We start from the raw sequence: 22,088 nt of genomic DNA, 5'->3' as shown, positions 1-22,088 counted from the left end.
AGTTCTCATAATCGCTTGGTCGCTGGTTCAAACCCAGCAGGGGCCACCAAATTATTAAAGACTTACATAAAGTTGGTTTCCAGAATACTCATAGGAGACCAGCCTGAAGTAGTTCAAAGTCGCTCTTCCCCCCAACATCAGGCAATCTCATTGCTTTAAGCTGATATAACCCTAAGGCTACGTAACGATTAGGTCACCTGTGACATGAAGCTGCTCAGCAATGTAATATCCGCTTTGAGCGGAAAGCAGACATAAGAGATTTCAAATTTAGGCAAATGAGTTACATTAATATGTACAATTAGCTGGAATTTGAGCACACTATGATTTTGTGCTGCATTACAGCCTAAACCATTTGAACAGGTTAAAATATAAAATATCTATGAGCAGGCGGCTTAACAGAGATCACCGAACCAAAATTAGAAACATTCCACGCCGCTTGAAAGCTCTTAACCGTTGGGCTAATACTTTTAACTGCCCTGAGCGAGCCCTGTTTCCTGAAAATGAGCATTACTGGAATTTCAAAATCCCTGTGGATGTCAATCTTGTTCAGGGAAAGTATAGTACGCTTGAAAATAAGGCAGCTTGCGCGCAAGCCATGATTAACGCCTGTTCAAATCTTATAGCGGTAACTGCAGATATGGATTTACGTCCTCGTATTACAGCTGCTATATGCCTTCCTGATATGTTTGCAAGCGAAATCTGTCTGTATCATTCAGAAGACTATTACCAAAGTTTTATTACTGAAGACCGTTCTGAAAATGGTGCCTCTACTTTGATTAAAGAACGCAGCCTTGCTACTGAGTGGGGTCTGATTCTTCCAGCTAATGTGCAAGAACTTGGTATTACACTCGAATACTACGGGAGTGAGGATCGTGATGAATGGTATACCGAAGAGCGTTGGTATTATGGTCAAGTCATATGAAAGTGCTGTATTCTACTTCTAATTGGGCATTCGCTTCAGGAAAAAAGCGAAATATCAGTATGGATTTTACTAAGTGACTAGTGACACCGGGAAAGTATGAATAAGCACCTAACAGGTCTTACTACTTCCCACTTTCTGTAGTATATACAGGGAAAATCGGGGGCGGAAGCGTTAACGCCCGCACCTATTCCTCCACTTTTCGCAGTAAGGGAATAACAATACGACGGTCAGCTAGATATGTGCCAGCCGACCACCTTACGCATGATGGAAAAGCAGAACCTGACTGCATTTAAAAAACTCACAAAAGTGAGCGACAGGACCGTATTAGATCGCGTCATCAAAGATTACTGTCAGGGAACGCTGGATATGTGCACCTACACAACGCTTGAAATGATGTACAAACAGAACGCCAAAGCCACCAAACAAGAACTTAGCTGGTAATAAACACAAACCACCTTCTCAGAAGGTTTGTGTTAGCCAGAGTTTTATCGGTAATAGTTATTGCTAACGCGGCAAGCTCCCTGCCCCCCATACACTTATCGCCAGAACTCCAAGAGGCGGCGCTGCCGCCATAAAAAAACCCGCTTACGCGGGCTTTGCTTTTCAAACACTCAAACGCTCAGGCTCGAACCTCAGGCTGCTTCTTCGCTATCGCCACCTTTTCGATTTTACCCGGCGTCACAATCATGCCGGTCACGCTCTCATGCGTTTTAAAGGTGCAGCTGCAGTTGATGTTCTGGCACTGGTTATAGCGCTCTTTGGTCTCGTTAGAGATGTAACGGCTACTGCGCGTGTGGGCAGCGCTCTGACACAGCGGACAATGCATCATTTGTGAGTTCCTCAGTAGTTGACGCGGTCATTATCACTCAAATAACTCACAAAAAGCAAATTAATTAACTATTAGTTAGTTAATTCTCTCATATTCCACATCCGTGATGTCGTTCTCCAGCTCCAGCGTGGTGGTAAAACCGTTGTTAACGGTCAGATTGTGCGTCACCTTGCTGATCACCCAGGCGCTGGCATCAATCACCGCTTTAAAGCCGCTGACCCTGACCGGCGTTTCAGGATAGAGATCCGCGCGTCCGCTTGCCAGCTGAAAGGTAAAGTGAGCCGCGCCGCGTTGAATCTCGTTCCACTTCGCCTGCGCTGCCTGCATCGCCGCCTCTTCGCTGCTAAAAACGTCCGGCAGCACCAGCAGGCTCTCTTTCGCGCCGGAAAGATAATCCCCTTCCTGCTTACCCGTTAACTGCGGCGCGCTTTGCGCATCGGGATGGGCAACCGCAGCCTCGTTCGTGGCCTTTGCCTTGCGCTGCATCTGCACCACATGCGTTTTCGCCTCTTTTGTTGAGAGCCATCGCGCCTGCACGCCGCTATAAGTGGTGCGATCGGCGATGATGAAATTGTGTTTATCGCCATCCTGGCGCGTCAGCGTCACCGTGGGTATCGCGCCGCCGCTGGCTAACTGGCCGCTGCCGGGCCGCAAAAAAAGCAGCCGCCCCGCTTTAATAACCGCGACCGCGCCATAGCGTTGCGCCAGGCGAGTGACAAAGCTGGGATCGGTTTCGTGGGTCTGATCGATATGATCGATCTTGATCCCGGCAAACCCTTCCGCCATCTGCAAAATCAATCCGCAGCGCTGGGCTATCTGCGTCACGATGCTGCCAAGCGTGGCGTCGTGATAAGAGAGGTCACGCGCCTTGCCCAGCTCCCCGCGAAAATCGACGCTGCGCGCCACAATGGTCAGCACATCGGGCGCGCCGCCATGGCTCACCTGATCGACCGTATAGTCGCCCTTATTGTGCAGCTGGCCAACCCAGCCCAGGAACAGCGATACGACCGTGCCGCGCTGCGGCAGCTGCAGCAGGCCGTCGCTGTCGTCCAGAGCAAGGTTCAGCGTATCCGCTTCGAAGCCGCGATTATCGGTAAGCGTCAGCGAGATCAGCCGATCGCGCAGATTGGGCGTTACATCTTTGCTGCCGATCCACAGCATAAAATCGGGCGCCGGCCGGCTGCCCGCCTTAATCGCCATCGCGCCGAGTTCACTCACAGTGAGAAGCCTCCCGCCGCAATGCCTGAAGAGAGATTGCCCGCCGCCGCTTCCGCCTTCGCCCACAGCGCGCTGCCCTGCGCTTTCAGGTCGCCGAACATCGAGACCAGCGACTCGTCGACGCGCATCAGGTCGAGGGTAAAGGCAATCACGCGCGCGCTGCCGTCGGCGTAGAAGTCGCTGTGCGTGGTCTTAAAGCTCTCGATGACATACATGCCGTAGATGGTGCCGTCGCCGCCGATCAGCGGCCAGGCGCGCCCTTCGTCAGCCAGCAGCTGAAACGCCTGCGCCTTAACCGGACCGCCGGTCAGCTCCGGGCGCAGCTCGCCGCTCAGAGAGATTTTGTCGCTGTCTTTGCCGGTAAACTGCGCTGCAGGGCGCCTGCCGACGCGGCTGTTGCTGGTCCAGTTCCAGCCGCTGCTGTGTATCAGCTGGTTATAGGGCAGTGTCTGCCGCATAAAGGGCAGCATGCCGTAGATCATCATCATGGATAGAATCCTCCTGTCATGGCGCTGCGCTGCCGGTTTTGCTGCTCAAACTGCTGTTGATCTAAATGCTGCTGCACAACCCGTCCAATCTCATGAGCATCCATGCCAGCTGGCGCATTGACCGTAATATTGCTGGTGTAAGCGTTCTGCTGCGTCATGCTGCCCGCGGCGGGCGCCACTACCGGCCGGTAGGTCGGACCGCTGGTCAGCAGGTTACTTTGCAGCCCGCTGGCGGCGGGCGCGGCGCTGCTCTCAGGGGCCGCCGCGTCTGGCGGCAGATCCGCCTTTAGCGCTTTGCTTTTACTGCTGGCGATACCGAGCTTGTTCAGCACCCAGTCGATACCGCTGGTGAGCTGGTCCAGCGCGTGGCCGGGGATCTTTAGCGCCTCGGCGAGCATATTGCCAAAGCTTTTCCCCATATCGCCGGCGGCGGCCAGCTGCTCCTGCGTCGCTTTCACCGGCTCCAGCAGCTGCGTAAAGCCGTTCCACACCGACTTAATCTTATCCGTCACCCAGGCAAATACTGGCTGCAGCGGCGCAAAGGCGTCGCCGATCGGCCCCATCGCCGCGGAGAAACCCTGTGCGACGCCGCTGATAAAGGCGCTGATGGGCTCCCAGTACTGACGGATCAGCAGCGCGCCGCCGACAATGGCCGCAACGATAGCGACTACCGGCAAGGTGATGGCACCGATGGCGGTGACGATAGCGCCGCCCACCACGGTGAACAGGCCGCCGAGGATCTCGACCCCGGCCATGATGGCGCCGACGCCGCTGACCACCGGCCAGACCGCCATGCCGATAGCGCCCAGCGCGCCGACAAAGGTCAGCGCCACCGCCGCCGCCGTTGCGATGCCGCTCGCCAGCGTCGGGTTATCCTGCAGCCACTGGTCAATGGTCTGCAGGAACTGTGTCGCCTCCTGCGTCAGCGTGCGCAGCGGGCCTTCAAGTGGTGCAAAGAGGTCAACGCCGATAGCCGCCTTCGAGGCGTCCAGCTTTTGCAGATCCCCGCCGAGGCTGTCCTGCTGCGCCTGCGCCATGCGCGCCGTCCCGCCGTCGGCGTGTTGTACCGAGGCGGTGAGCGTTTCCAGTTCGCCGCTGGCAGCGCCCCGCGTCAGCAGCGAGGCTGACGAGGCTGCCTTCGCGCCGACGATGCTCTTCAGCGCGTCCGCCTGCTGCGCCGCATCCATCCCCTTACTGGCGAACGCGGCCTGAATATCTTTCAGCAGCGGCAGGATCTGCCGTGTGTCGCCGTTTTCGTCGCGAGTGGACACGCCAAGCGCGGCGATAGCGCCCTTGCCGTCGCGTGTCTGCAGCCGCGTCAGGATCGCGCTAACCTCTTCGCCCGCCGCCGCGCCGGTAATATGATTTTGCGCCAGCAGTCCCAGCATGGCGGAGGTCTGCTCAACGCCGACGCCGGCGCTTTTCGCCACCGGCGCGACGCTGCTCAGCGCGCTGCTCAGATCTTCAAACTTCATGCCGGTCTGGTCGAGGGTGGAGTTAAGCACATCGCCAAGGTGGGCGATATCGCCGCTGTCGAGGCCGAACGCGCTTTTCGCGTCCATCAGCAGACCGGCGTTGTCCGCCGCCGAGTGGCTGTTGACCTGCGCCATGTTCAGCGCCACCGGCGTCGCGGAGGCGATGTCATCGACCGAGCCGCCCGCCTGGGCGATATCGAGCTGGGTCTGCGCCACCGCCTGCGCCGGAACGCCGGTCTGCACGCTGAGGCTGCGCGCCTGTTTATCCAGTGCGACGGCCTGCGGCGATCCTTTCTGCAGGCCGGTTTTGGCCTGTAGTGCGGCATCGGCGCGCGCCAGCTCGTAGCCGGGACGCAGCAGCGCGGCGCCGGCAGTAAAACCCGTTTTCGCCAGGCCAATGCCCGCAGCACTGGCGCTGCGGATCTGGCCCGCCAGCGCCTGCCCTTTACGGTAGCGCTCCGCCGTCTGGTTCTGGCGCTCCTGCTGATGGTTCAGCCGCTGAAGCTGCTGCTGCTGACCGTTAAGGTGCTGGTTGGCCTGCGCCGCGGCCGCTTTCAGCCGCAGCTGCTCGCTGCTCAGGCTGCGCGTGGAGATGCCCGCGTCGTTCAGGCTCGCGCGCTGCTGCTGCACGGCCAGACGCAGGCTCTGCGCCTGGCTTTGCAGCGCGGCGGTATGCTGACGCGCCTTTTCCAGCGCGCGGCTCTGCTGCTCCGCAGGTTGACCGCTGGCGCGCATCGCCAGCGCCAGCGCCAGCGCCGCCGTTTCCGCCTTCGCCTGTTTAAGCTGCTGCTGCGTGTCGCTCAGCTGGCGGCTGGCGGCGCGAAAGCCATCGATTTTCGCCGACTGCGCCTGCAGCGCCGCCAGGCTCTGTTGCGTATCGGCAATCGAACTGGCGACGTTTTGCGTTTCGTTCTGGAGGCTCTGTAGCGGGCGCAGTGCCTGATTAACCGCCTTCAGCAGCGCCTGCAGTTTGAGGTCTTCACTCATCCGTATTTGCTCCGCTGCGGATCAGGGCTTTATGCCGCCAGTCGAGCAGCTCGGCCAGCGGCAGATCGTTCATTTCAGAAAGGGGCCAGTGAAAAATGGCGGCGATATCAGCCATCAGATCGTTGACCGTCAGTCCGCCGGGCCAGTCGACGCTGCCGACTTCGCTTGCAAAAAACCAATCACCTTGCCGCCGAGCGCGATGAGATCTACCGGGTCAAGGCTGTTGCACTCCGCTTTGGTCAGCGCAGGCAGCGTGATGCGCGGCAGCACCGTCAGCAGCGCATCGACGTCGCTTGATGCGAGATCGGCAAGGCGCACGCCGCGCAGCGAGCCGGCGCTCGGCCTAATCAGCTCAACCTGCGCGATCGTGGCATCGCCGCGTTTCAGCGGGGTTTCCAGCTCAACCATATTCTCTTGCTGTTCCATGTTTCTCTCTCATACAGGTGAAAAAGCCAGCGCCAGGCGCTGGCGTCAGGGTTAAGCCAGGCCGAGGTTTTTACGGCGCTGGGCAAGGCGATCGTCGCCATTGACCTTCTCGACCATGTTGACGGTGTCGATCTCGATCAGCTCTTTACCGTTCCAGGTGAGTTTGAAGTAGGTGTTTTTGGTGGTGATTTTGGTTTCAGTATCTTCGCCCTGTTTGGCTTTGCCGAAGTCGAACGCCTGATGACGGCCGCGCACCTCAATCTCCACCGCGATCTCTTCGCCGGTGTCGTCACGCTGGTAGGAGCCGGTGAAGCGCAGCGGTACGGCGGAACCGCCCCACTGCGTCAGCACCAGGTCGTCCATACCGGCGATGGTCCACTCCATATCGAGCGCGTCGTCGTCCAGACCGTTATCGATAAAGGCGGCGCCATTCATGCCGCCGCCGCGATAGGCGTCCAGCTTGCGGGAGAGTTTTGGCAGGGTGACGGAAGAGACAACGCCCTGATAGCTGTTTGAATCGTTGAAAAGGTTCAACCCTTTCAGTTTGCGGGGTAGTGCCATTTATCCGGCTCCTCAGCTGTTAACGGATGCGGCGAAGTTCGCCAGATAGGTGTCGGTGATGCGCTGGCGCAGCGTCAGATCTTCCAGCGGCGGTACCGGCGTGTAGTCGTAGTCGATAAAGAGTTTGCCCGCCTTCAGGGTAGCGGCGTCGTTAGCGCTTTCGTCATACCAGCAGGAGGCGCCCAGCAGGTAGCCGGCGTTAACCAGCTCGCGGAATTTGGCGTTGATGCCCGCCACGATTTCGCGCACCAGCACCGGCGTCAGCGGCTTGTCGTTGGCCCACATGTGCGCTTCGGCCATAGTGTCGGCCAGCACCTGCGCGGTGCGGGTGTAGTTTTCAAAGACAAAGAGCGGATCGTCGCTGCAGGTACGGTTGCCCCAGAAGCGGAAGCCATCTTTGCGGATCAGCGTGGTGACGCAGGCTTCATTCAGCAGGTCGGCGTCGGTGCCGCTCTGCTGCAGATCCCAGAAGACCGATGAGGAGATGCCGGTCACGCCGTTGACGCCGACGTTCGACAGGGTTTTATGCCAGCCGGTGTCGTTGTCGATTTTGGCGCGCAGGCCGAGCGCGCGCGCCGTCGCAAAGGCGGTTTCGGCGGCGTTGGTCGCGGTGTTCCAGGCGACGAAGTCGGGCCAGATCACCATCAGCTCGCGCTGGCTGAAGTTTTTGCGGTAGTTCATCGCCTCGCTGATGGTTTTGCAGTTCCAGGCGGAGACGTAGGCGAAGGCGCGCAGCTGCTGCGCGATGCCTGCCAGCGCGGTCGCCACTTCCTGCGAATCGAGCCCCGGCACGCCGAGAATGCGCGGCTTAACGTCGAGCTGCGTCTGCGCGGTGAGCAGCGCCTTCATGCCGGTGTACTGGCCGTTTTCATCGGTGGTGCCGATAAGGTTGGAGATCGTTTCCGCGGCGGTCGCCCCTTCGGCGACGCGAACCACGACGGTAACCGGTTTCGACTGGTCGGCAATCGCCTGCAGCGACGCCGACAGCGTGCCTTTGCTGCCGGCTTTGGCGATAGCGGCCTGCACGTTGGTCAGCAGCACCGGGGTGTTGAGCGGAAAAGCCGAGGCGTCTGCGTCGTCTGCGGTACAGACCAGGCCGACTACGGCGGTGGATACGGTAGAAATGGTGCGCGTGCCGTCATTAATTTCGACAACGCGTACACCGTGATGATAATCAGACATCTGATGCACTCCGTGTTGAGGGTGCGCTCAGATTGTCAGGTCAGGTGAGAGAAATCATGCGGTTAGAGTTTACTGAAGGATGAGTGAACAAAGGTAAAAATGACTCTAGAGCAAACGCAAAAAAAAGCCCCAGTCATGGGGCTCATGTTTAAGCTGCTGTGCTTGCTAATGGAGCTGTAGGCCATTCTGGCAATGGCTTAGATATATCAACATGGCTCAACAAAACGCGATATTTTTTCCAGGCGGTCAGTCGTTCATTATCGCCTTCTTGACCCATCCCAAAATCAAGCGCATCAGCCAGCGTTTGTATTTTTTCACTGGCATCTCGAATCCGTGCAAATAGTATCGCCTGATTAGCTTCTTTGGATAGTACAGGTATAAGTGGTTCTCCCTTTACAATCTTGCCATCAACAAGCTGGTAATCTGGCCCGATGGATTCAAACTGCTCTTGCGACACCTCAGACAGGCTCTGCGACTTATAGTTTTGTGCCTCCGCCTCGGTAAAAGCAATCAGCATGCCATTAATATAATTTTCATTATTTATCGCGACGAAATAACGATTTTTATATGCCGCAAATGGGGCCGTATCTCTCTGCTCAGACGTGATATTTTTCTGCTCGCTCATATTGATCACCAGATAGCCAAAACGTTTACGTTCAGGGTTGTATCGTTGTTGTTATATAAAATCGCGCTCTGTGCCCCGACGCCTGCGCACCAGACAGCAGGATCACCATTGATGGCAGAAATAAAGACGGCAGGCGTACTGCCAAAAGCAGCCGGAAATGTCCAGCTAAAGCTGCTTTTAGATGAGATGTTAAGGTTCTGACGACACCACTGCCCGCCGCCAGGCAACTTAGTCCATGCGCCGTTACCGTTTACACCTGACTGAAACTGCCCATAAGCCACAGCGCTATAAGTATTATTACCCCCTGCCACTGCAAATCCCTGGTTTGCATCACCGCCTTTGTACGCATAGTTTCCCAGCACGAAATTCAGACGCGCGTTGTTCACTGCCGCATTTGTTTCACCATTATTACGTACATAAAAATCTGTCTGGTCATTACCATTCAGATTGGCTTTTTTATTTAATCCATCGTTGAGTAATGAAACCGGAACGGCAGCATTGCTATCTGCCGGTGCACTCATTACCCAGAACTTCTGCGACACAGAACCAGTCAGTAATGCCCGCAATGCCAGAGCTGTATTCATTTGGCCACGGTTAACCGCATGACCGTCAGCAGTAGAATCTTTGACAAAAAATTGTTGATTAACATTCCCTGCGATTAGCGCTCGTGAAGCGATCTGATTCGTTATGGTCGTAGCAAAATCTGGATCATCACCTAGCGCGTTAGCCAGTTCATTTAACGTGTCAAGCCCAGCTGGCGCGGAATCTACTAGCCGCGCTATTGCTTCCTGTACAAATGCCGTAGTGGCAATCAGCGTAGTGCTATTGCCGCTGACTGGCGTCGGCGCTTTAGGCGCGCCGGTAAAAATCGGGCTCTCTTTTGGCGCATACTGCTTGTGCGGATCAGCTGCGGCAATGTGTTTTGCCATCAAGTCATCCGCATAAGCTTTCACCTCGATCGCTGCATCATCCACATACTGGCGCGTCGCCAGCACCACCGACGGGTCGATCTTCAGCGTCACTGACGCGGCGCTGTTGACGATGATAATCATGCGCACCGTCTGCGTGCGGCCGCTGCCCTCCTGCAGCTGCGGCTTATAGGTCTCGGCGCAGTTGGCGACGGCAATCATCACGCCGTCGGCGTCGAACAGCCCGATTTCGCGGATCCAGAAGCCGCCTTCGTTCTCGGGGATAATCTGCTCGGCGATAATCTGGCTGCTGTTGGCCGCATCGACGCTTAATGAATTCAGCGCCGCGCGGCGTTTCTCGCCGATAAGCTTCGTCTGCGAGGCATCCGGCGTCGGCAGCGCGCCGCCGCCGTCGCCTACCGCCATGTCAGTGATCTGCAGCTTAGTGCCGAGCGCCGTGGCGTTCGCCAGCTTGGCCGCGCCCTGATTGGTCAGCAGGGCATAATATTTCGTTGTCATGTGCGCACTTCCGTCAGGTCAATTAAATGTACCGCTGAGCCGGTGTAGCCTGGCCCGTTCACGGTGATGATTTCAGGGGTGTAGGGATAAACCGTTAGCTCGTCGCCGCTGTAGCTGGCGGCCGCTACCGGCAGCGTTCCGCTTGAATCGAGATTGATAGAAAGGCCGATCAGATGCCGGCTGCACGGCTTCGCATCGGCGATCAGCCGCTCCAGCTCGTTGTACATCTCCTCGGTTATGCCGGTATCGAGCACGCCGACGTCAAGGCGAAACGTGCCCGGCGCGTCGCCGGTTTTCCACCACTCGATAATGCGGATCAGATAGCCGAGCGGCTCGACGATGCGCCGCAGCGAGCCGATGGTGCCTTTATGCCGGTGCACGTACTCCGAGGCGGCCACGACGTTGCGTTTGGTCGCCTCGTTCCACCCGGCGTCCCAGCGGTCAACCGACCAGGCCCAGGCGAGATAAGGCAGCAGCGCCACCGGGCAGGTCTGCGCGTTCCATAACTGGCGCAGCGGCACCGGCATCGCCTCGATATCGGCGCACGCCCTGGCGGCGGCGACCTCAAGCGGCGAAGAGCCGGTCGGCAGCAGCCGATCACTCATCGGAACCTCCTACAGTGATGCTGTAGCCGCTGCAGTACGCAGCCTGAGTTTTATCCAGCACCACATCGGCCGCCGGCTGCGCCAGCTCGACGCGCTGCACGCCTTCTACATGCAGCGCGGCGTAGAGCGCCGACTGGCGGATATCGCGTCCCAGCCGCGACTGGGCGTTGATAAAGGCGAGCAGCTTCGCTTCGGCGGCGGCGCGGATCGGCTCCGCTTCCGGGCCAGGATAGAGAAACAGCGTCGCGTCGACGCGATAGCTGACGATAGCGGCCGCCTGCACCCGAACGCGATCGGCCACCGGACGCACATCCTCATCGTTGAGCGCGTTCGCCACGATGGTCAGCAGATCGGCAGGCGCGGTGCCGTCGCCTTCGCGGCTCAGCACGGTGATCACCACCTCCGCCGGCGCCGGACTGGTGGCGGAAACGTCCGCTATGCGTCCATCGGCGCTTTTGCCGTGATACTCGTAGGCGCCGCTCGGCCCCGCCACGCTCAGTCCTTCGAACGCGGCGGCGATGCGCATGCGGAAGTTGTCGTCGCTCTCCATCACCGCCGCGGTCGGCGGCAGCGTGCTGTTGTCCGCCGCTCTAAGCGTCAGTCGGGTCACGCCGTTGTTGGCGCCCAGCTGGTCGAGATCGGCGCCGGTCGCCCAGGCGACCATATTGGCTTTCGCCGCCTCGTTGATGCGCTGGCGCAGGATCAGCTCGCGATAGGCGTTCTCCTGCAGCAGCTTCACCAGCGGCTCCGACTCCAGCGCCAGCGTGCGGGTTATCGCCGCCTGCTGCTCGGCCGGATAGAGGGAAATCAGCGTCGCCTTACGCTCGGCCAGCAGGGTTTCATAATCCAGCGCCTCCACCACGTCGGGCGCAGGCAGCTGGCTCAGGTCAATGGTTGCCATAGGTTCAGCTCACGGGAATGGTCAGGGAAAATGCTTGCGCCGTATCGCTGCGGCTGCCGGTAAGCTCTACCGTCATGCCGCCGTCATACGACGCCTCATAGCTGATAGCGCTCAGCTGAATGCGCGGCTCCCACTGCAACAGCGCCATATAACAGGCGGACATGATCTGCAGGCGCAGCGCCGGGTTTTGCGGCTGGTCGATCAGCGCCGACAGCAGCGAGCCGTAGCGGCGACGCATGACTCTGGAGCCGAGCGGCGTGGTCAAAATATCGCGCACCGACTGGCGGATATGCTCCAGCTCCGCCAGCGCCGCGCCGCTGTCGCGGTTCATACCGATATATCTTTCGGCCATCACTGCGGTCCTCCAGAAAGATCGCCGCCCGACTTCACGCCGCCATGCTGATGGGCGTCCACCACGATGCCGTTAGAGCTCAGGCTGCCGCCGCTGTGGGTCACGTTGCCCTGCAGCGTGCCGCCGCCGGTCACCTCCAGCGTGGCGGTTTTCAGCTTTGCGCTGCACTCCACCAGCGGCGCGTCGAGCAGGATGCTGGTCGCCGCCTGCAGGCGAGCGGTCTGAATGCCGCTCGCCCTGAGCGCGCCGTTCTGCGGCTCATACTCGATAACCGCGCCGTCGGGAAACGCCCAGTGCAGCGCATCAGCCGAGGCGGAAGGCGCAGGATGGCTGTCGGAGAAAATACCCGGCAGGATAAAGCCGGTATTCAGCTCGCCGCCCAGGCTCAGCACCAGCACCTGCTCGCCGATTGACGGCGCGCTCCAGGCGCGAGAGCGTCCGGCGCGGGCGCTGAGCCACGGCAGCCAGCCGGTTTCATTGTCGCCGCTGCGTACGCGGCAGCGCCCGCTCTGCGGATCCACCGCCGAGACGGTGCCGATGCGGATAAGGTTGCGCAGCAGGCGCAGGATTTCGCTGATATGTTCGTTCATGTCGCTAGTGTTACCTCCGGTGCATGCGGCCAGCAACGCGACGCCGACCGCTGAGAGATGACAGAACAGCTTTAGCGCTGCCACTCGCTGACCAGCGCGCCGTGCACCCAGAGCTGCAGCGGCGCGTCGTCATTAGCGGGCGGCGTCGGCTCGCCGGGAAAGGTGACCTGCAGCGCGCTATCCTGCTGCGTGACCAGCACGCGCTCGGTCAGCTGCAGGCCGATGCGGAGCGCGCCGGCGGCGTCGACGGCGAAGGTAAAATCGCTGCGTCGCTTCTCGGCGTTGCCCATCATTTCCGGCTGGTTATCGCGCAGCCAGGCGAGCAGCGGCACGATAACGGCCTCGATATCCTGCTGCAGGTCGACGAGGGTCAATTCCAGCCGGTAGCGATACTCAAAAGAGAGCGACGGCGCGCTGGTCGCCACCACCGTTCCGGCGGCGATCGCCATGGTCAGCCGCTCCGGGTTTTGCTGTAGCAGCGGCACGCTGCGGCTCAGCGCCGCGCGTAGCTGTTGAGGTTTCTGCATCCTGTTGCTCCTGACACGCTTTAATGGTTTCAATCTGCAGCCCGCAAGACGCGAGCGCAGCCTCTAGCTGGCGGTTATCTGCCGCCAGATCGCCCTGCGTCTGCAGGCTGTTGCCCGGCACTGGACAGCTGTTCACGCGCGGACAGCCAGCCCAGATAATCGTGGGCGTTGTCGAAGGCGGGACGGCTGTGCAGCCGGATAAGATCGTCAGGCAGAGCGGCAGCAGACCACTCGCGTAACGCCTGGTTTGCATCGGTTTCCCTCGCTATTTGCACTTCGCGGTTAAGAGCGAGGCGGCTGGCCTGACTCTGCTGCTGACGCAGCGCCGCCTCGCGTTTGCTGTTCGCCTGCGCCTCCTGATTGAGGCGGGCGATCGTTTGGTCACGGCTGGCGAGATCGGCGGAGAGCGCGGCGCTGGCGCGCTGCGCCTCGCGTAACTGCGCACCGACCTGCGCGCCGCGCCAGCCGGTGAAGGCGAGCGCCAGCAGCAGCGCCGCCAACAGCGCAAGACAGAGGCGCATCATGGGACGCCTCGCAGGCACCAGGCGCGCTCCCGCTCGCGCCGCTGCGCCAGCCCGGCGCTTTTCACGCCGTTGACGTAGATCCAGCGCGGCAGCTGGTCGCACGCCGCGCGCCAGCGCTGCTGATTGAGATAGCTGGCCAGGGTCGAGCGGCAGGCGGCGCCGGCGCCGACGTTGAAGGCGAAGCTCGCCAGCGCGTCCCAGACCGGCTGCGGCATCGCCACCGGCACGCAGAGAGAGAGCTGGCGTTCGACACGTATCAGGTCGTCGACCAGATTGACCGCCGCCTGGCGCTCGCTGACGATGCTTTGCGGCGTCACCCCTGCGGTATGGCCGATGCCGTTGGTCCAGACGCCGGCGCTGCACTGATAGGGCGAGGTGCGGCACCCCTCCGCGTCGGCCAGCAGCTGCAAACCGCCGGAGGAGATTTTCAGGGTCTGAAACTGCGGCAGCAGCGCGGCGATCGCCAGCACGGCGACCACGGCGCAGCGCTTCGCGGTCTGGCTCACGACAGCCTCCCTGCGCGCCGGCGCTGAAGCTCATAGGTTTTGCGGCGGTAGTGCCAGTTGATGAAAAAGGTCGCTACGTTGACGATCAGGGTAATGACCGCCACGCCGGAGCCGACCAGAAACGCGATATCCTGAATGGTGTGGCGGCCGAGCCACATCAGAAACAGGCTGACCAGGTAGTTAATCAGCGAGCTGGTTTTCTCCATCTTCAGTCCCACAGATTGACGGTTTCGCCGGTGGCTGCGTCTGGCAGTTCGGGCAGCGTCAGCGCACAGCCGTGCGGCAGGACGACGCCGCGCTCGGCGAGGCCAGGATTGGCGGCGTAAACCTGCTCGACCGCCTGCTGCGTGCGGCCGTAGTAGCGATAGCAGATCTCATCGACCGTATCGCCCTGGAGCGCGTAGATATTCATGGCGATAGCTCCCCATCGGACCCGCGGACGGGCACGCTAAAATGGTGCGTCACTGTTGTTGTTCCCCGCTGGAGGTGGTGTCGGCAGACCCGGGTTCGGGCCGTTAAGTGCGGCGGCGCTTGCGCGCTATCCGGCATAGCCAGTCTCCTCGCTGCGGGGCGACGGCTCAACGCCGGCCCGCCCGCTGGGATATGGGCAAACAGCCAGATCGCGGCGCAAAAAAAAACGGCACCCGAGGGTGCCGTTATTGCTTCCGTTCAGCCGTCGTCAGACGGCGCGAGCGTCAAAGGAAAGGTGTGGGATCTGCCGCTTATTATGCGTCGAGCCATCGCCTCTCATCGCTATACCTGCATTGTTATTTATTGGTGGGTATCGCGGAGAACGAAACGGCAAATTCCTTGTTTTTTATCATCATGTCGCCGGCAATCTCGGCGATCAAAGCGAGGGCCACTTCCCGGTCGCGTTCCCTGCAAACTCCTTCAGTGGTCAGACGTGCAATGAGCTCGACGCGCTCAAGCATTACCTGTTCTTGTAAATCAGTATCCACTTTCCCTCCCCCATTTTATAACTGTATATCTATACAGTAGCACAGCATGCAATCTGATATAAAGAAAATTAAGATCTGAACGACCTGCCTTTAGGCTATTGATATAGAAACTTTTTTGGCGTGATAACCCCTAAGCCAAATTAGTAAAAAAGGCGGAAAAAGCGCGTCAGGGCGGCGTATTTTGGCTGTATAAAGCGCCATCGCCAGCCGGTTTCGTCCTTTTTTTCACCGCCGGATCAGGCCAATGATTTAACCGCGCTAATACGCCTGGCGGGCGCGATATCCGTGTACAGTTAATGACAGAACTCCAAGCTGATGCGCCCTGCTCGCTCTTTTCAGCCTCCGCTTTACGCTTCGGCACCAGCTTCCAGTTAACCAGTCGGGTCAGCAGCGGTTTCTCGCTGCCCGTGGCGCTGAGGTAGACACCTTTAATGCGCGTGATCTCTTCGCCCCAGCTGTTGCGCTCTTCGGCCTGCTGGTACCAGACGCGCACCGCCAGCGCATCGCGTCGCACGAACGGGCCGCCCTGGGCGTTGACATAGGCGGCCCAGTCGCCGCTGTCCGCCGCCGCGCGCGCTTCGGCCAGCTCGTCACTCATTCTGCGCAGCCCCTCGCCGTCGGTGAGACGGCGCAGCTCGCGCCAGACGGTCACCGGCGCGCCGCCGACAAACTGAAACTGACGGATATGCCAGCGACCCGCCCAGGCGGAAACCGCGGCGGCGCAGTCGCGCAGCGGCTCGCCGCTCTCGCTGTCCCGCTCGCCGTCGAGCGCGTAGCCGTCGATGTTTTTGGCGATATATTTCGCGATGTAGCCGGTGGCGCTGCCCTTCTTCGGATCGATGGCGGTGGTGTGAAAGCGCGCCTTGCGCGCTTGTTCGCTGGTCAGCTCTTCGCTCTCCTGCTGGCAGGCGTACTCCGTCAGGATCTGGCGCACCTGCGCAGCCTGTTGGGGGCGCATAAACAGCAGCAGATGCCAGTGCGGCGTGCCGTCATGGTGGGGTTCGGCAACGCGAATGCCGAACAGACGGATCTGCTCGCGGTGTAGCCTGGCGCGCACCTTTTGCCAGAGCTGACAGAGGTAGCGCTGCGTCTCAGCCGGGCTGGCGCCGCGCCATTTCGGGTTGTGCTGGCCGCTGCCGAGCGTGGCGTGATAGCGCGCCGGCGCGGTCAGCGTGCAGAACTCGCCGACGTAACCCATCTCATGGCAGATGGTTTCAAAGCCGCGAATACGCGTCATCAGCTCGCAGCGGCGGATAGCCGGGTTGGCGACGCTGCCGTCATGCTTGTCGATCAGGCTGATGCGGTTGCCCTCTTCGTCCTCCAGCTCCATGCTCTGTAAAAAGTCGCGGGTGCGGCGCTTCTGATCGCGCCATTCGGCAATGGTCGCGCGGCTGGCGTAGGGCGAACGCGTTTTGCTGACCTGCGCCAGCGCAATCTGCAGATGCTCGCGCCATTCGGCGGCGATGCGGCGCAGCCGCCCTTTCCACCACGTCTCTCCCTGCATACGCATAATCGCCGGCGTTACCTCTTCCGGCGCGAAGAGGCGCGTGGTGACCTTCTGCCACAGCGGCGGCGTCTGGCCGAATTCGCGGGTCAGGAGCGCGGCGGTCATATAGAGGCTGTGGCTGTAGCGCCAGTCCGATTCGCCGCGATTCTGCGCGTGCAGCTGCACCAGCTCAGCAAAGATAAAGCTGGCGATATCGCCCGCCAGCCGATCGACATCGGCGCGCGCCATATCGGGCAGTTGGTTAAAGCGGCGCATCAGCTCCCACAGCGCGCCTGCCGTCTCTGCCGCGCCTTTTTCCTGTGCGGCGTGGCCGCTCAGCCGCGCGGCCACGCCGCGACGCATCGCGCCGAGCCGATACTGCGCGTTGACCCGCTCCACGCGCGGCAGCAGGCGCTCGGCAAAAGTGGTCGTCAAATAAGATGCGGCGCGGGCCGGGCCGCGCTCGCGCGTGAGCTGGCCGTGACGCAGCCTGATAGCGCGCTGCACCAGCGCCGGCTGTTGCTCCAGCGATCTCCACGCCTGCGACAACGCCGCCAGCTCGCGACTGCGCTGCTGCATCGCGGCGTGCGTGGGATATGGCGAGGCGATAGCCTGACGCGGCGCGTTCCACGGCCAGAAGACGCGCTGCATTACCGGCCGCCCTGATAGTGACGGCCACGCAGCTCGGCAATCTCCTGACAGGCGACGCAGCGGGAGACGCCGCCGATGGCGCGGCGACGCGCCTCGGGGATCGCGCTGTCGCACTCCTCGCAGAAGAAGGCGCTGACGCCTTTTGGCCGCTGCGTCACGGCGGCGATATCGAGCGCCAGCTGCTCCGCCTGACGCTGCTGCTCAATGTCCATGCTGTCGACCATTAGCGCAGCTCCTGCGATTCATCGCGGTAGCGCTGCGCTTCATAGCGGAGCAGCTCGACGGCCTCGACGCCGCTCAGTCCCTGGCGGCCGATATGCGTCGCCATCGCGGCCAGACGATCGGCGACCGCCTGCGCGCGGCCTCTGCGTTCGTCGCAGCGCGCGGCAGTTAGCAGAACGTTCAGCGCGTCGTTGTCGGCGTGAGGATTCGGGTATTTCATCTTATCTCTCCTGAATGCGGGCAAAGGGAAGCCCGACGGGTTGACGTCATCGATTTGCGGTTAAGGTCAGTTACTCAGACAGATACTGGTCGGCGTCGGAAAAGGGACGCGGCAGCAGCCTGCCCCAGCGCACCAGTTTGTTCATGGCGGCGATAATCAGCGCGCGGCGCGGCTCATCGAAGGATTCAAAGGCGTCGCCGACCTCCTGTAGCCGGAAGCTCCCCGGTTTTTCCCGGTTCGCCAGCGTCAGCACGCAGAACTTAAATTCCTCGCTCTGTCGGTTAAAGGCGACCAGCGCCGGATTACGGCTGTCGCTCCGCATTCGCCGCCAGCTTTTGCGGAACTCATCGAAGCTCATGGCCGCCGCAGGTTCAGAATGGCTATTCATCATAAGTGAATCAGGCTGGCTGAAAGTTAACAGAAAAAGAACAGGGCGTTTTTGTTGCCCGCGCTGGCGCGCTCTGCATGCCGCGCGTCGCTATAGCCGATGTGCTGAGCCTGCCGCAAAACACAGGCAAGAGGCGCTCTGCCTGAATAAAAAGCGCTGAAACGGGGCGTTTTACGCCGATCCGTAATAAAAGGAGCGCAGCTATGGCATTTGTAATATCAGGCCTCATAGGGCATCATCTCCAGTTAACGTAATGTCAGTTATATGCGATAACATTCACAACGCAGTGATGCTAATTCAAATATGTTAGTAACACAAGAGGAAGCTCAAAAATGTTAGTCACTAATTTTAACGGGAGCGGCGGGGCTATCCTCGACAGGCTGATTCAGGCCTATGGGTTTAAACAGAAGTCGCAGTATGCCGAGCATGTCGGCCTTTCTTCGAGCAACCTGGCAATGCGTTATAAAAGAGACGCTTTCCCGGCTGATCTGGTGGTGCAGTGCCTTATTGATACCGATGCCGAACTGAACTGGATCCTCTATGGCCAGGGCAATCCCCCTAGCGCGGTGCAGGCGCAGACGGCGGAAAAAGGCAGCGAAAGTCACCCGATGAAGAGCCTCACCGATATTGAGCGAGTGAAATTAACAAATGGTGAGCTGGCGCCTGTCGATTTTGTGACTCTGGAGAGCAAGCTGTTCCTGGATAAGGTGGCGCCTCACAGCAATCTGCTGGCGGTGATTGAAGGCGAGCAGCAGTACATCGTTAACCGCAGCTTTAAGGCGGTGGTGGACGGCAAATGGCTGCTGGATATCGAGGGCATGGCCAGCCTGCGCAATCTCGCGCGCCTGCCTGGCGGGCGGGTCAGAATCAGCGGCGGCGACGCGGAGTTTGAGTGCGCGCTGAACGAGATTTCCCCCACCGGCATCGTGGTGATGACGTTAATTTAAAGGAGCCGCGCTTCGCCCCGGCGAACCGAACCGATACATGCGATTCAGACTTAACATTCTCATCCCCCTTATCCTGCTCTGCGTAGCCGCCGGCTGGTACTGGCTGACGCCACACTACAGCAAAGAGGATGAGGCCTATTACATCTCGGTATTCTGCGCGATTCACCATGACGACAGCCGCCGCTTTGTGGCGGATATGCGCACGGTTATCGAAGGCGGCAACTCCGACTACGCGCTGCAAAAAATTCACTTCCAGCCGCGCCTGGGCCAGCACGTGGCGGACGCCTGGCAGACGCTGAGCGCTGAGCAAAAGACGCAGGCCAGCGCCGACGCCGCCCAGTGCCGCGCCCTGCTCTCCGCGACGCTGAATTAAGCCGACGCTACGCTGCGCCACGCCGTTACAGCGCGAAATCCGCGTGTTATCTTGTGGGTTTCGCAACATCCTTTCAGGCAAGCTCTCATGACAAAACTGCGGGTAGGCATTGTGTTCGGCGGCAAATCGGCCGAGCACGAAGTATCGTTACAGTCGGCTAAAAATATCCTTGATGCGATCGATAAAACGCGTTTTGAGCCGGTGCTGTTAGGCATTGATAAACAGGGTCAGTGGCATCTTAACGACGCCTCGAACTTTCTCATCAATGCGCAGGATCCGGCGCTCATCGCGCTTAACCGCGCTGGCGAAAGCGTGGCGCTGGTGCCTGGCGCGTCGCAGCAGCAGGTGATCGCCCGTCAGAGCGGTCATGCGCTGTCGCAGATCGATGTGATTTTCCCTATCGTGCACGGCACGCTCGGCGAAGATGGATCGCTGCAGGGCTTGCTGCGCATGGCGTCGCTGCCTTTTGTCGGCTCTGGCGTGCTCGGCTCGGCGGTCAGCATGGATAAAGACTTCACCAAACGTCTGCTGCGCGACGCCGGGCTGCAGATCGCACCCTGGATTAGCGTCACGCAGGCGCAGCGGTCGCGTATTCAGGCGGCGGAGATCGTCGCGCAGCTCGGCCTGCCGCTGTTTATCAAACCGGCCAATCAGGGCTCTTCAGTGGGCGTCAGCAAAGTCGACAGCATCGACGACTTCGACCGCGCGCTGGATCTCGCCTTTACCTTCGATCGCAAGGTGCTGATTGAAACCGGCATCAAAGGCCGCGAGATCGAGTGTGCGGTGCTGGGCAACGACGATCCGCAGGCGAGCCCGTGCGGCGAAGTGGTGGTGCACGACGCCTTCTACTCCTACGAGACCAAATATATCAGCGAAACCGGCGCGCAGACGCAGGTGCCTGCCGCTATCGACGACGCGCACAGCGAAGCGATTCGCGCCGTGGCGATTAAGGCGTTTCAGGCGCTGGAGTGCAGCGGAATGGCGCGCGTCGACGTTTTCCTGACGGAAGCGGGCGAGATTATCGTCAACGAGGTGAATACCCTGCCCGGCTTCACCAATATCAGCATGTATCCCAAGCTGTGGCAGGCGGCGGGACTGAGCTATCGCGATCTGATTACCCGCCTGATCGAGCTGGCGCTGGAGCGCCATCAGCAAACCAGTCAGCTGAAAAGCAGCGTTTAGTGGCGAAGCGTCGCGTTACGCCACGTCGCTGGTGGCCAGCGCAAGGGTTCTGAAGGCGGGCGTGGTCTGATTGCGCCCGTTGCGCTTGGAGAGATAGAGGTTTTTATCCGCGGCGGAGATCAGCTGGTTGACCAGGCTGTGCCAGTCGCGCTCTTCGCCCGCCTTGCCCTGCGCCAGCCCGAGGCTGACGGTGACGGTAACCGTGTTGCCCTGCAGCCAGAACTTCTCTTTGCCGATCGCCTGTCGCACCGCTTCCGCCAGCTGGTAGAGGCGCTCGGGACGCGCGTCGAACAGCACGATAGCAAACTCTTCCCCGCCGAAGCGGCAGATGCGCCCCTGCTGGCCCACCACTTGCTGCATGCGCAGCGCAATCTCCTCCAGTACGCCGTCGCCGGCGTCATGACCGAAGTTGTCGTTGATGGCTTTGAAATAGTCGACATCCAGCAGGATGACGCCGACGTTGCGCTGCGCCGAGAACGGCTCCTCTTTCAGGCTTTCATACAGCCCGGAGCGCGACAGCAGCTGGGTAAGAAAATCGTAGTTGGCGCGCAGCGCGAGACGCTGATTAAGCTGACGTACCGCATCCATACTGACGGCGACGATCAGCGGGCTGATGGCGACGGTGGCGACGCCGAGACGCGCCGAGGTGAGATGACTTAAATGCAGCAGGTTATCGTTGCCCTGAATGTTCATGACGCCGTGCGATACCAGCACGATTTCGCTGATGCCGGTCAGCAGGATCACCAGGCTGGTGACCGGGATCGGCAAGACGATGGCGCACCAGATCAGCGCCGGAACCGGAAAAGTCAGGCTGCCGGCGCCGCCCATCATCGCCCCGACCGCCAGCGACAGCACCACGCTCAGCAGCGGCAGCCATTTGCCCGGCGAGAGCAGCGCGGCAAACGACAGGCCGCGCCAGTTACGCGCCAGCAGGAACGGCAGCAGCATCACGCCGGTAGAGAACTGTTCGCTGAACCAGTCGCCCCAGGCGGTGGCGAAGCGGGTGTCGAAGCTCAAATCCTGCGCCAGCCCGCCCCAGGTGGCGCAGGCAAAGGCGGCCAGCAGGCAGGCGGGAAAGATGCGCAGCGCGTTGCTGATCTGCCTGCGGTCGGAGTCGCGCAGGTAGTGCTTCACCAGCATCGAGATGGAGATAATGATAAACAGCAGGTTGGCGACGTTAAGCGTCACGGCGGGCCACGCCCAGCCGGAAAAGAGGGTGTCGTTCACCACCATGGCGGCGAAGCTGGCAAGATAGTAGCGAATACGGTGCAGCCAGGGATGCCGAACGATGACGGCGGCGACGATGGCGTTAACCGGCCAGAAGAGAGAAAGCTCCGCAGGCACGCGCAGATGGCTGCCCAAAAAGCAAAACAGCAGGGTGATCAGAAACAGCGAGAGGAGATTTATTGTGGTGTTGTGCTCTGCAAACAGCTTAACGCGCATAGGTCTGAACCCTGTAGCCTGTAATTTCCCCGCTCCCTGCCTGTTTCGGACGATTGTCGCACGCCATTAAAC

General features: G+C 60.1%; 29 protein-coding genes and 2 pseudogenes. 5 read left to right on the top strand and 26 right to left on the bottom strand.

Annotation, left to right across the window (positions count from 1 at the left end):
* Positions 1-436 precede the first annotated feature (436 nt).
* Both JS46_RS23605 and JS46_RS24275 read left to right on the top strand, forming a co-directional pair.
* Complete coding sequence (locus JS46_RS23605) at positions 437-922, top strand: DUF3916 domain-containing protein (RefSeq protein ID WP_235213020.1); 486 nt, start codon at positions 437-439, stop codon at positions 920-922.
* A 237-nt stretch (positions 923-1,159) separates the two neighbouring features.
* Positions 1,160-1,363, top strand: a complete 204-nt coding sequence (locus JS46_RS24275) for a hypothetical protein (RefSeq protein WP_152560722.1) — start codon at positions 1,160-1,162, stop codon at positions 1,361-1,363.
* A 178-nt stretch (positions 1,364-1,541) separates the two neighbouring features.
* Here the strand turns inward: JS46_RS24275 and JS46_RS20240 are convergent, their stop codons facing one another.
* The 25 genes and pseudogenes from JS46_RS20240 to JS46_RS20125 all read right to left on the bottom strand — a co-directional run bounded on the left by JS46_RS20240 (position 1,542) and on the right by JS46_RS20125 (position 18,074).
* Complete coding sequence (locus JS46_RS20240; protein ID WP_033755103.1) at positions 1,542-1,751, bottom strand: ogr/Delta-like zinc finger family protein; 210 nt, start codon at positions 1,749-1,751, stop codon at positions 1,542-1,544.
* A 75-nt stretch (positions 1,752-1,826) separates the two neighbouring features.
* On the bottom strand, positions 1,827-2,951 hold the full coding sequence (locus JS46_RS20235) for a contractile injection system protein, VgrG/Pvc8 family (protein WP_033755100.1): 1,125 nt from the start codon (positions 2,949-2,951) through the stop codon (positions 1,827-1,829).
* A 14-nt stretch (positions 2,952-2,965) separates the two neighbouring features.
* Entirely contained in the window at positions 2,966-3,457 is a 492-nt protein-coding gene (locus JS46_RS20230; RefSeq protein ID WP_033755097.1) for a phage tail protein, read from the bottom strand.
* Complete coding sequence (locus JS46_RS20225) at positions 3,454-5,919, bottom strand: phage tail tape measure protein (RefSeq protein ID WP_033755095.1); 2,466 nt, start codon at positions 5,917-5,919, stop codon at positions 3,454-3,456. The genes JS46_RS20230 and JS46_RS20225 overlap by 4 nt, the downstream gene beginning before the upstream one ends.
* A complete protein-coding gene (locus JS46_RS23105; RefSeq protein WP_051905658.1) occupies positions 5,912-6,034 on the bottom strand; it encodes a GpE family phage tail protein in 123 nt (40 codons plus the stop codon). Before JS46_RS23105 ends, JS46_RS20225 begins: the two co-directional genes overlap by 8 nt.
* A 14-nt stretch (positions 6,035-6,048) precedes the next feature.
* A complete protein-coding gene (locus tag JS46_RS20220) occupies positions 6,049-6,345 on the bottom strand; it encodes a phage tail assembly protein (RefSeq protein ID WP_033755093.1) in 297 nt (98 codons plus the stop codon).
* A gap of 51 nt (positions 6,346-6,396) precedes the next feature.
* A complete protein-coding gene (locus JS46_RS20215; RefSeq protein ID WP_033755091.1) occupies positions 6,397-6,906 on the bottom strand; it encodes a phage major tail tube protein in 510 nt (169 codons plus the stop codon).
* 12 nt (positions 6,907-6,918) lie between these two features.
* The gene (locus JS46_RS20210; RefSeq protein ID WP_033755087.1) at positions 6,919-8,088 is read right to left on the bottom strand and encodes a phage tail sheath protein; all 1,170 of its coding nucleotides are present in this window, start codon (positions 8,086-8,088) and stop codon (positions 6,919-6,921) included.
* A 148-nt stretch (positions 8,089-8,236) separates the two neighbouring features.
* Complete coding sequence (locus JS46_RS23935) at positions 8,237-8,713, bottom strand: tail fiber assembly protein (protein WP_235213019.1); 477 nt, start codon at positions 8,711-8,713, stop codon at positions 8,237-8,239.
* Positions 8,714-8,718: 5 nt separating this feature from the next.
* Complete coding sequence (locus JS46_RS23930) at positions 8,719-10,140, bottom strand: phage tail protein (protein ID WP_081876081.1); 1,422 nt, start codon at positions 10,138-10,140, stop codon at positions 8,719-8,721.
* Positions 10,137-10,745, bottom strand: a complete 609-nt coding sequence (locus tag JS46_RS20190) for a phage tail protein I (protein WP_033755085.1) — start codon at positions 10,743-10,745, stop codon at positions 10,137-10,139. The genes JS46_RS23930 and JS46_RS20190 overlap by 4 nt, the downstream gene beginning before the upstream one ends.
* Positions 10,738-11,646, bottom strand: coding sequence for a baseplate J/gp47 family protein (locus tag JS46_RS20185; RefSeq protein WP_033755083.1), 909 nt, complete (start codon positions 11,644-11,646; stop codon positions 10,738-10,740). The genes JS46_RS20190 and JS46_RS20185 overlap by 8 nt, the downstream gene beginning before the upstream one ends.
* A gap of 4 nt (positions 11,647-11,650) precedes the next feature.
* The gene (locus JS46_RS20180) at positions 11,651-11,998 is read right to left on the bottom strand and encodes a GPW/gp25 family protein (protein WP_033755080.1); all 348 of its coding nucleotides are present in this window, start codon (positions 11,996-11,998) and stop codon (positions 11,651-11,653) included.
* Positions 11,998-12,588: a phage baseplate assembly protein V gene (locus JS46_RS20175; protein WP_033755077.1), complete on the bottom strand. Its 591-nt coding sequence runs from the start codon at positions 12,586-12,588 to the stop codon at positions 11,998-12,000. Before JS46_RS20175 ends, JS46_RS20180 begins: the two co-directional genes overlap by 1 nt.
* Before the next feature lie 71 nt (positions 12,589-12,659).
* On the bottom strand, positions 12,660-13,115 hold the full coding sequence (locus tag JS46_RS20170; protein WP_033755074.1) for a phage tail protein: 456 nt from the start codon (positions 13,113-13,115) through the stop codon (positions 12,660-12,662).
* Positions 13,054-13,368 (bottom strand): annotated as a pseudogene (lysC, locus tag JS46_RS24660) (Rz1-like lysis system protein LysC); the annotation flags it as partial. The gene JS46_RS20170 and the pseudogene lysC, both read right to left, overlap by 62 nt.
* Positions 13,289-13,636, bottom strand: a pseudogene (locus JS46_RS20165) (LysB family phage lysis regulatory protein); the annotation flags it as partial. The pseudogenes JS46_RS20165 and lysC, both read right to left, overlap by 80 nt.
* A complete protein-coding gene (locus JS46_RS20160) occupies positions 13,636-14,145 on the bottom strand; it encodes a lysozyme (protein ID WP_033755069.1) in 510 nt (169 codons plus the stop codon). The gene JS46_RS20160 and the pseudogene JS46_RS20165, both read right to left, overlap by 1 nt.
* Positions 14,142-14,351, bottom strand: a complete 210-nt coding sequence (locus JS46_RS20155; RefSeq protein ID WP_033755066.1) for an HP1 family phage holin — start codon at positions 14,349-14,351, stop codon at positions 14,142-14,144. The genes JS46_RS20160 and JS46_RS20155 overlap by 4 nt, the downstream gene beginning before the upstream one ends.
* A 2-nt stretch (positions 14,352-14,353) precedes the next feature.
* Entirely contained in the window at positions 14,354-14,557 is a 204-nt protein-coding gene (locus tag JS46_RS20150; RefSeq protein ID WP_033755063.1) for a tail protein X, read from the bottom strand.
* Positions 14,558-14,912: 355 nt separating this feature from the next.
* Positions 14,913-15,104 (bottom strand): hypothetical protein, encoded by a 192-nt coding sequence (locus JS46_RS24270; protein WP_033755060.1) that lies wholly within the window; start codon positions 15,102-15,104, stop codon positions 14,913-14,915.
* A gap of 166 nt (positions 15,105-15,270) precedes the next feature.
* The gene (locus tag JS46_RS20140) at positions 15,271-17,241 is read right to left on the bottom strand and encodes a replication endonuclease (RefSeq protein ID WP_051905657.1); all 1,971 of its coding nucleotides are present in this window, start codon (positions 17,239-17,241) and stop codon (positions 15,271-15,273) included.
* Complete coding sequence (locus JS46_RS20135; protein WP_033755058.1) at positions 17,241-17,465, bottom strand: TraR/DksA C4-type zinc finger protein; 225 nt, start codon at positions 17,463-17,465, stop codon at positions 17,241-17,243. The genes JS46_RS20140 and JS46_RS20135 overlap by 1 nt, the downstream gene beginning before the upstream one ends.
* Positions 17,465-17,683: a DUF2732 family protein gene (locus JS46_RS20130; RefSeq protein ID WP_033755057.1), complete on the bottom strand. Its 219-nt coding sequence runs from the start codon at positions 17,681-17,683 to the stop codon at positions 17,465-17,467. The genes JS46_RS20135 and JS46_RS20130 overlap by 1 nt, the downstream gene beginning before the upstream one ends.
* Before the next feature lie 70 nt (positions 17,684-17,753).
* Entirely contained in the window at positions 17,754-18,074 is a 321-nt protein-coding gene (locus JS46_RS20125; RefSeq protein ID WP_051905656.1) for a hypothetical protein, read from the bottom strand.
* A gap of 329 nt (positions 18,075-18,403) precedes the next feature.
* Here JS46_RS20125 and JS46_RS20120 point away from each other — a divergent pair, with 329 nt between their 5' ends.
* From JS46_RS20120 to ddlA, 3 genes are all read left to right on the top strand, one after another.
* Positions 18,404-19,018, top strand: a complete 615-nt coding sequence (locus JS46_RS20120) for a phage repressor protein CI (protein WP_033755053.1) — start codon at positions 18,404-18,406, stop codon at positions 19,016-19,018.
* A 37-nt stretch (positions 19,019-19,055) separates the two neighbouring features.
* Entirely contained in the window at positions 19,056-19,391 is a 336-nt protein-coding gene (locus JS46_RS20115) for a hypothetical protein (protein ID WP_033755050.1), read from the top strand.
* 87 nt (positions 19,392-19,478) lie between these two features.
* Positions 19,479-20,573 (top strand): D-alanine--D-alanine ligase, encoded by a 1,095-nt coding sequence (gene ddlA / locus JS46_RS20110; protein WP_033755047.1) that lies wholly within the window; start codon positions 19,479-19,481, stop codon positions 20,571-20,573.
* Between the two features lie 15 nt (positions 20,574-20,588).
* On the opposite strand, the gene JS46_RS20105 is transcribed toward ddlA, so the two are convergent.
* Complete coding sequence (locus JS46_RS20105) at positions 20,589-22,016, bottom strand: GGDEF domain-containing protein (RefSeq protein WP_033755044.1); 1,428 nt, start codon at positions 22,014-22,016, stop codon at positions 20,589-20,591.
* Positions 22,017-22,088 lie beyond the last annotated feature (72 nt).

The organism is Pantoea sp. NGS-ED-1003 (assembly GCF_000738765.1).
Classification (GTDB): domain Bacteria; phylum Pseudomonadota; class Gammaproteobacteria; order Enterobacterales; family Enterobacteriaceae; genus Pantoea; species Pantoea septica.
This window is presented reverse-complemented; position numbering and strand designations above follow the sequence as displayed.

Bases quoted from the DNA above. Each gene is read 5' to 3' on its own strand.
- JS46_RS24275 (WP_152560722.1), top strand. From the start codon at position 1,160: ATGTGCCAGCCGACCACCTTACGCATGATGGAAAAGCAGAACCTGACT.
- JS46_RS20240 (WP_033755103.1), bottom strand. From the start codon at position 1,751: ATGATGCATTGTCCGCTGTGTCAGAGCGCTGCCCACACGCGCAGTAGC.
- JS46_RS20235 (WP_033755100.1), bottom strand. From the start codon at position 2,951: ATGGCGATTAAGGCGGGCAGCCGGCCGGCGCCCGATTTTATGCTGTGG.
- JS46_RS20230 (WP_033755097.1), bottom strand. From the start codon at position 3,457: ATGATGATGATCTACGGCATGCTGCCCTTTATGCGGCAGACACTGCCC.
- JS46_RS20225 (WP_033755095.1), bottom strand. From the start codon at position 5,919: ATGAGTGAAGACCTCAAACTGCAGGCGCTGCTGAAGGCGGTTAATCAG.
- JS46_RS23105 (WP_051905658.1), bottom strand. From the start codon at position 6,034: ATGGCTGATATCGCCGCCATTTTTCACTGGCCCCTTTCTGAAATGAAC.
- JS46_RS20220 (WP_033755093.1), bottom strand. From the start codon at position 6,345: ATGGAACAGCAAGAGAATATGGTTGAGCTGGAAACCCCGCTGAAACGC.
- JS46_RS20215 (WP_033755091.1), bottom strand. From the start codon at position 6,906: ATGGCACTACCCCGCAAACTGAAAGGGTTGAACCTTTTCAACGATTCA.
- JS46_RS20210 (WP_033755087.1), bottom strand. From the start codon at position 8,088: ATGTCTGATTATCATCACGGTGTACGCGTTGTCGAAATTAATGACGGC.
- JS46_RS23935 (WP_235213019.1), bottom strand. From the start codon at position 8,713: ATGAGCGAGCAGAAAAATATCACGTCTGAGCAGAGAGATACGGCCCCA.
- JS46_RS23930 (WP_081876081.1), bottom strand. From the start codon at position 10,140: ATGACAACGAAATATTATGCCCTGCTGACCAATCAGGGCGCGGCCAAG.
- JS46_RS20190 (WP_033755085.1), bottom strand. From the start codon at position 10,745: ATGAGTGATCGGCTGCTGCCGACCGGCTCTTCGCCGCTTGAGGTCGCC.
- JS46_RS20185 (WP_033755083.1), bottom strand. From the start codon at position 11,646: ATGGCAACCATTGACCTGAGCCAGCTGCCTGCGCCCGACGTGGTGGAG.
- JS46_RS20180 (WP_033755080.1), bottom strand. From the start codon at position 11,998: ATGGCCGAAAGATATATCGGTATGAACCGCGACAGCGGCGCGGCGCTG.
- JS46_RS20175 (WP_033755077.1), bottom strand. From the start codon at position 12,588: ATGAACGAACATATCAGCGAAATCCTGCGCCTGCTGCGCAACCTTATC.
- JS46_RS20170 (WP_033755074.1), bottom strand. From the start codon at position 13,115: ATGCAGAAACCTCAACAGCTACGCGCGGCGCTGAGCCGCAGCGTGCCG.
- JS46_RS20155 (WP_033755066.1), bottom strand. From the start codon at position 14,351: ATGGAGAAAACCAGCTCGCTGATTAACTACCTGGTCAGCCTGTTTCTG.
- JS46_RS20150 (WP_033755063.1), bottom strand. From the start codon at position 14,557: ATGAATATCTACGCGCTCCAGGGCGATACGGTCGATGAGATCTGCTAT.
- JS46_RS20140 (WP_051905657.1), bottom strand. From the start codon at position 17,241: ATGCAGCGCGTCTTCTGGCCGTGGAACGCGCCGCGTCAGGCTATCGCC.
- JS46_RS20135 (WP_033755058.1), bottom strand. From the start codon at position 17,465: ATGGTCGACAGCATGGACATTGAGCAGCAGCGTCAGGCGGAGCAGCTG.
- JS46_RS20130 (WP_033755057.1), bottom strand. From the start codon at position 17,683: ATGAAATACCCGAATCCTCACGCCGACAACGACGCGCTGAACGTTCTG.
- JS46_RS20125 (WP_051905656.1), bottom strand. From the start codon at position 18,074: ATGATGAATAGCCATTCTGAACCTGCGGCGGCCATGAGCTTCGATGAG.
- JS46_RS20120 (WP_033755053.1), top strand. From the start codon at position 18,404: ATGTTAGTCACTAATTTTAACGGGAGCGGCGGGGCTATCCTCGACAGG.
- JS46_RS20115 (WP_033755050.1), top strand. From the start codon at position 19,056: ATGCGATTCAGACTTAACATTCTCATCCCCCTTATCCTGCTCTGCGTA.
- ddlA (WP_033755047.1), top strand. From the start codon at position 19,479: ATGACAAAACTGCGGGTAGGCATTGTGTTCGGCGGCAAATCGGCCGAG.
- JS46_RS20105 (WP_033755044.1), bottom strand. From the start codon at position 22,016: ATGCGCGTTAAGCTGTTTGCAGAGCACAACACCACAATAAATCTCCTC.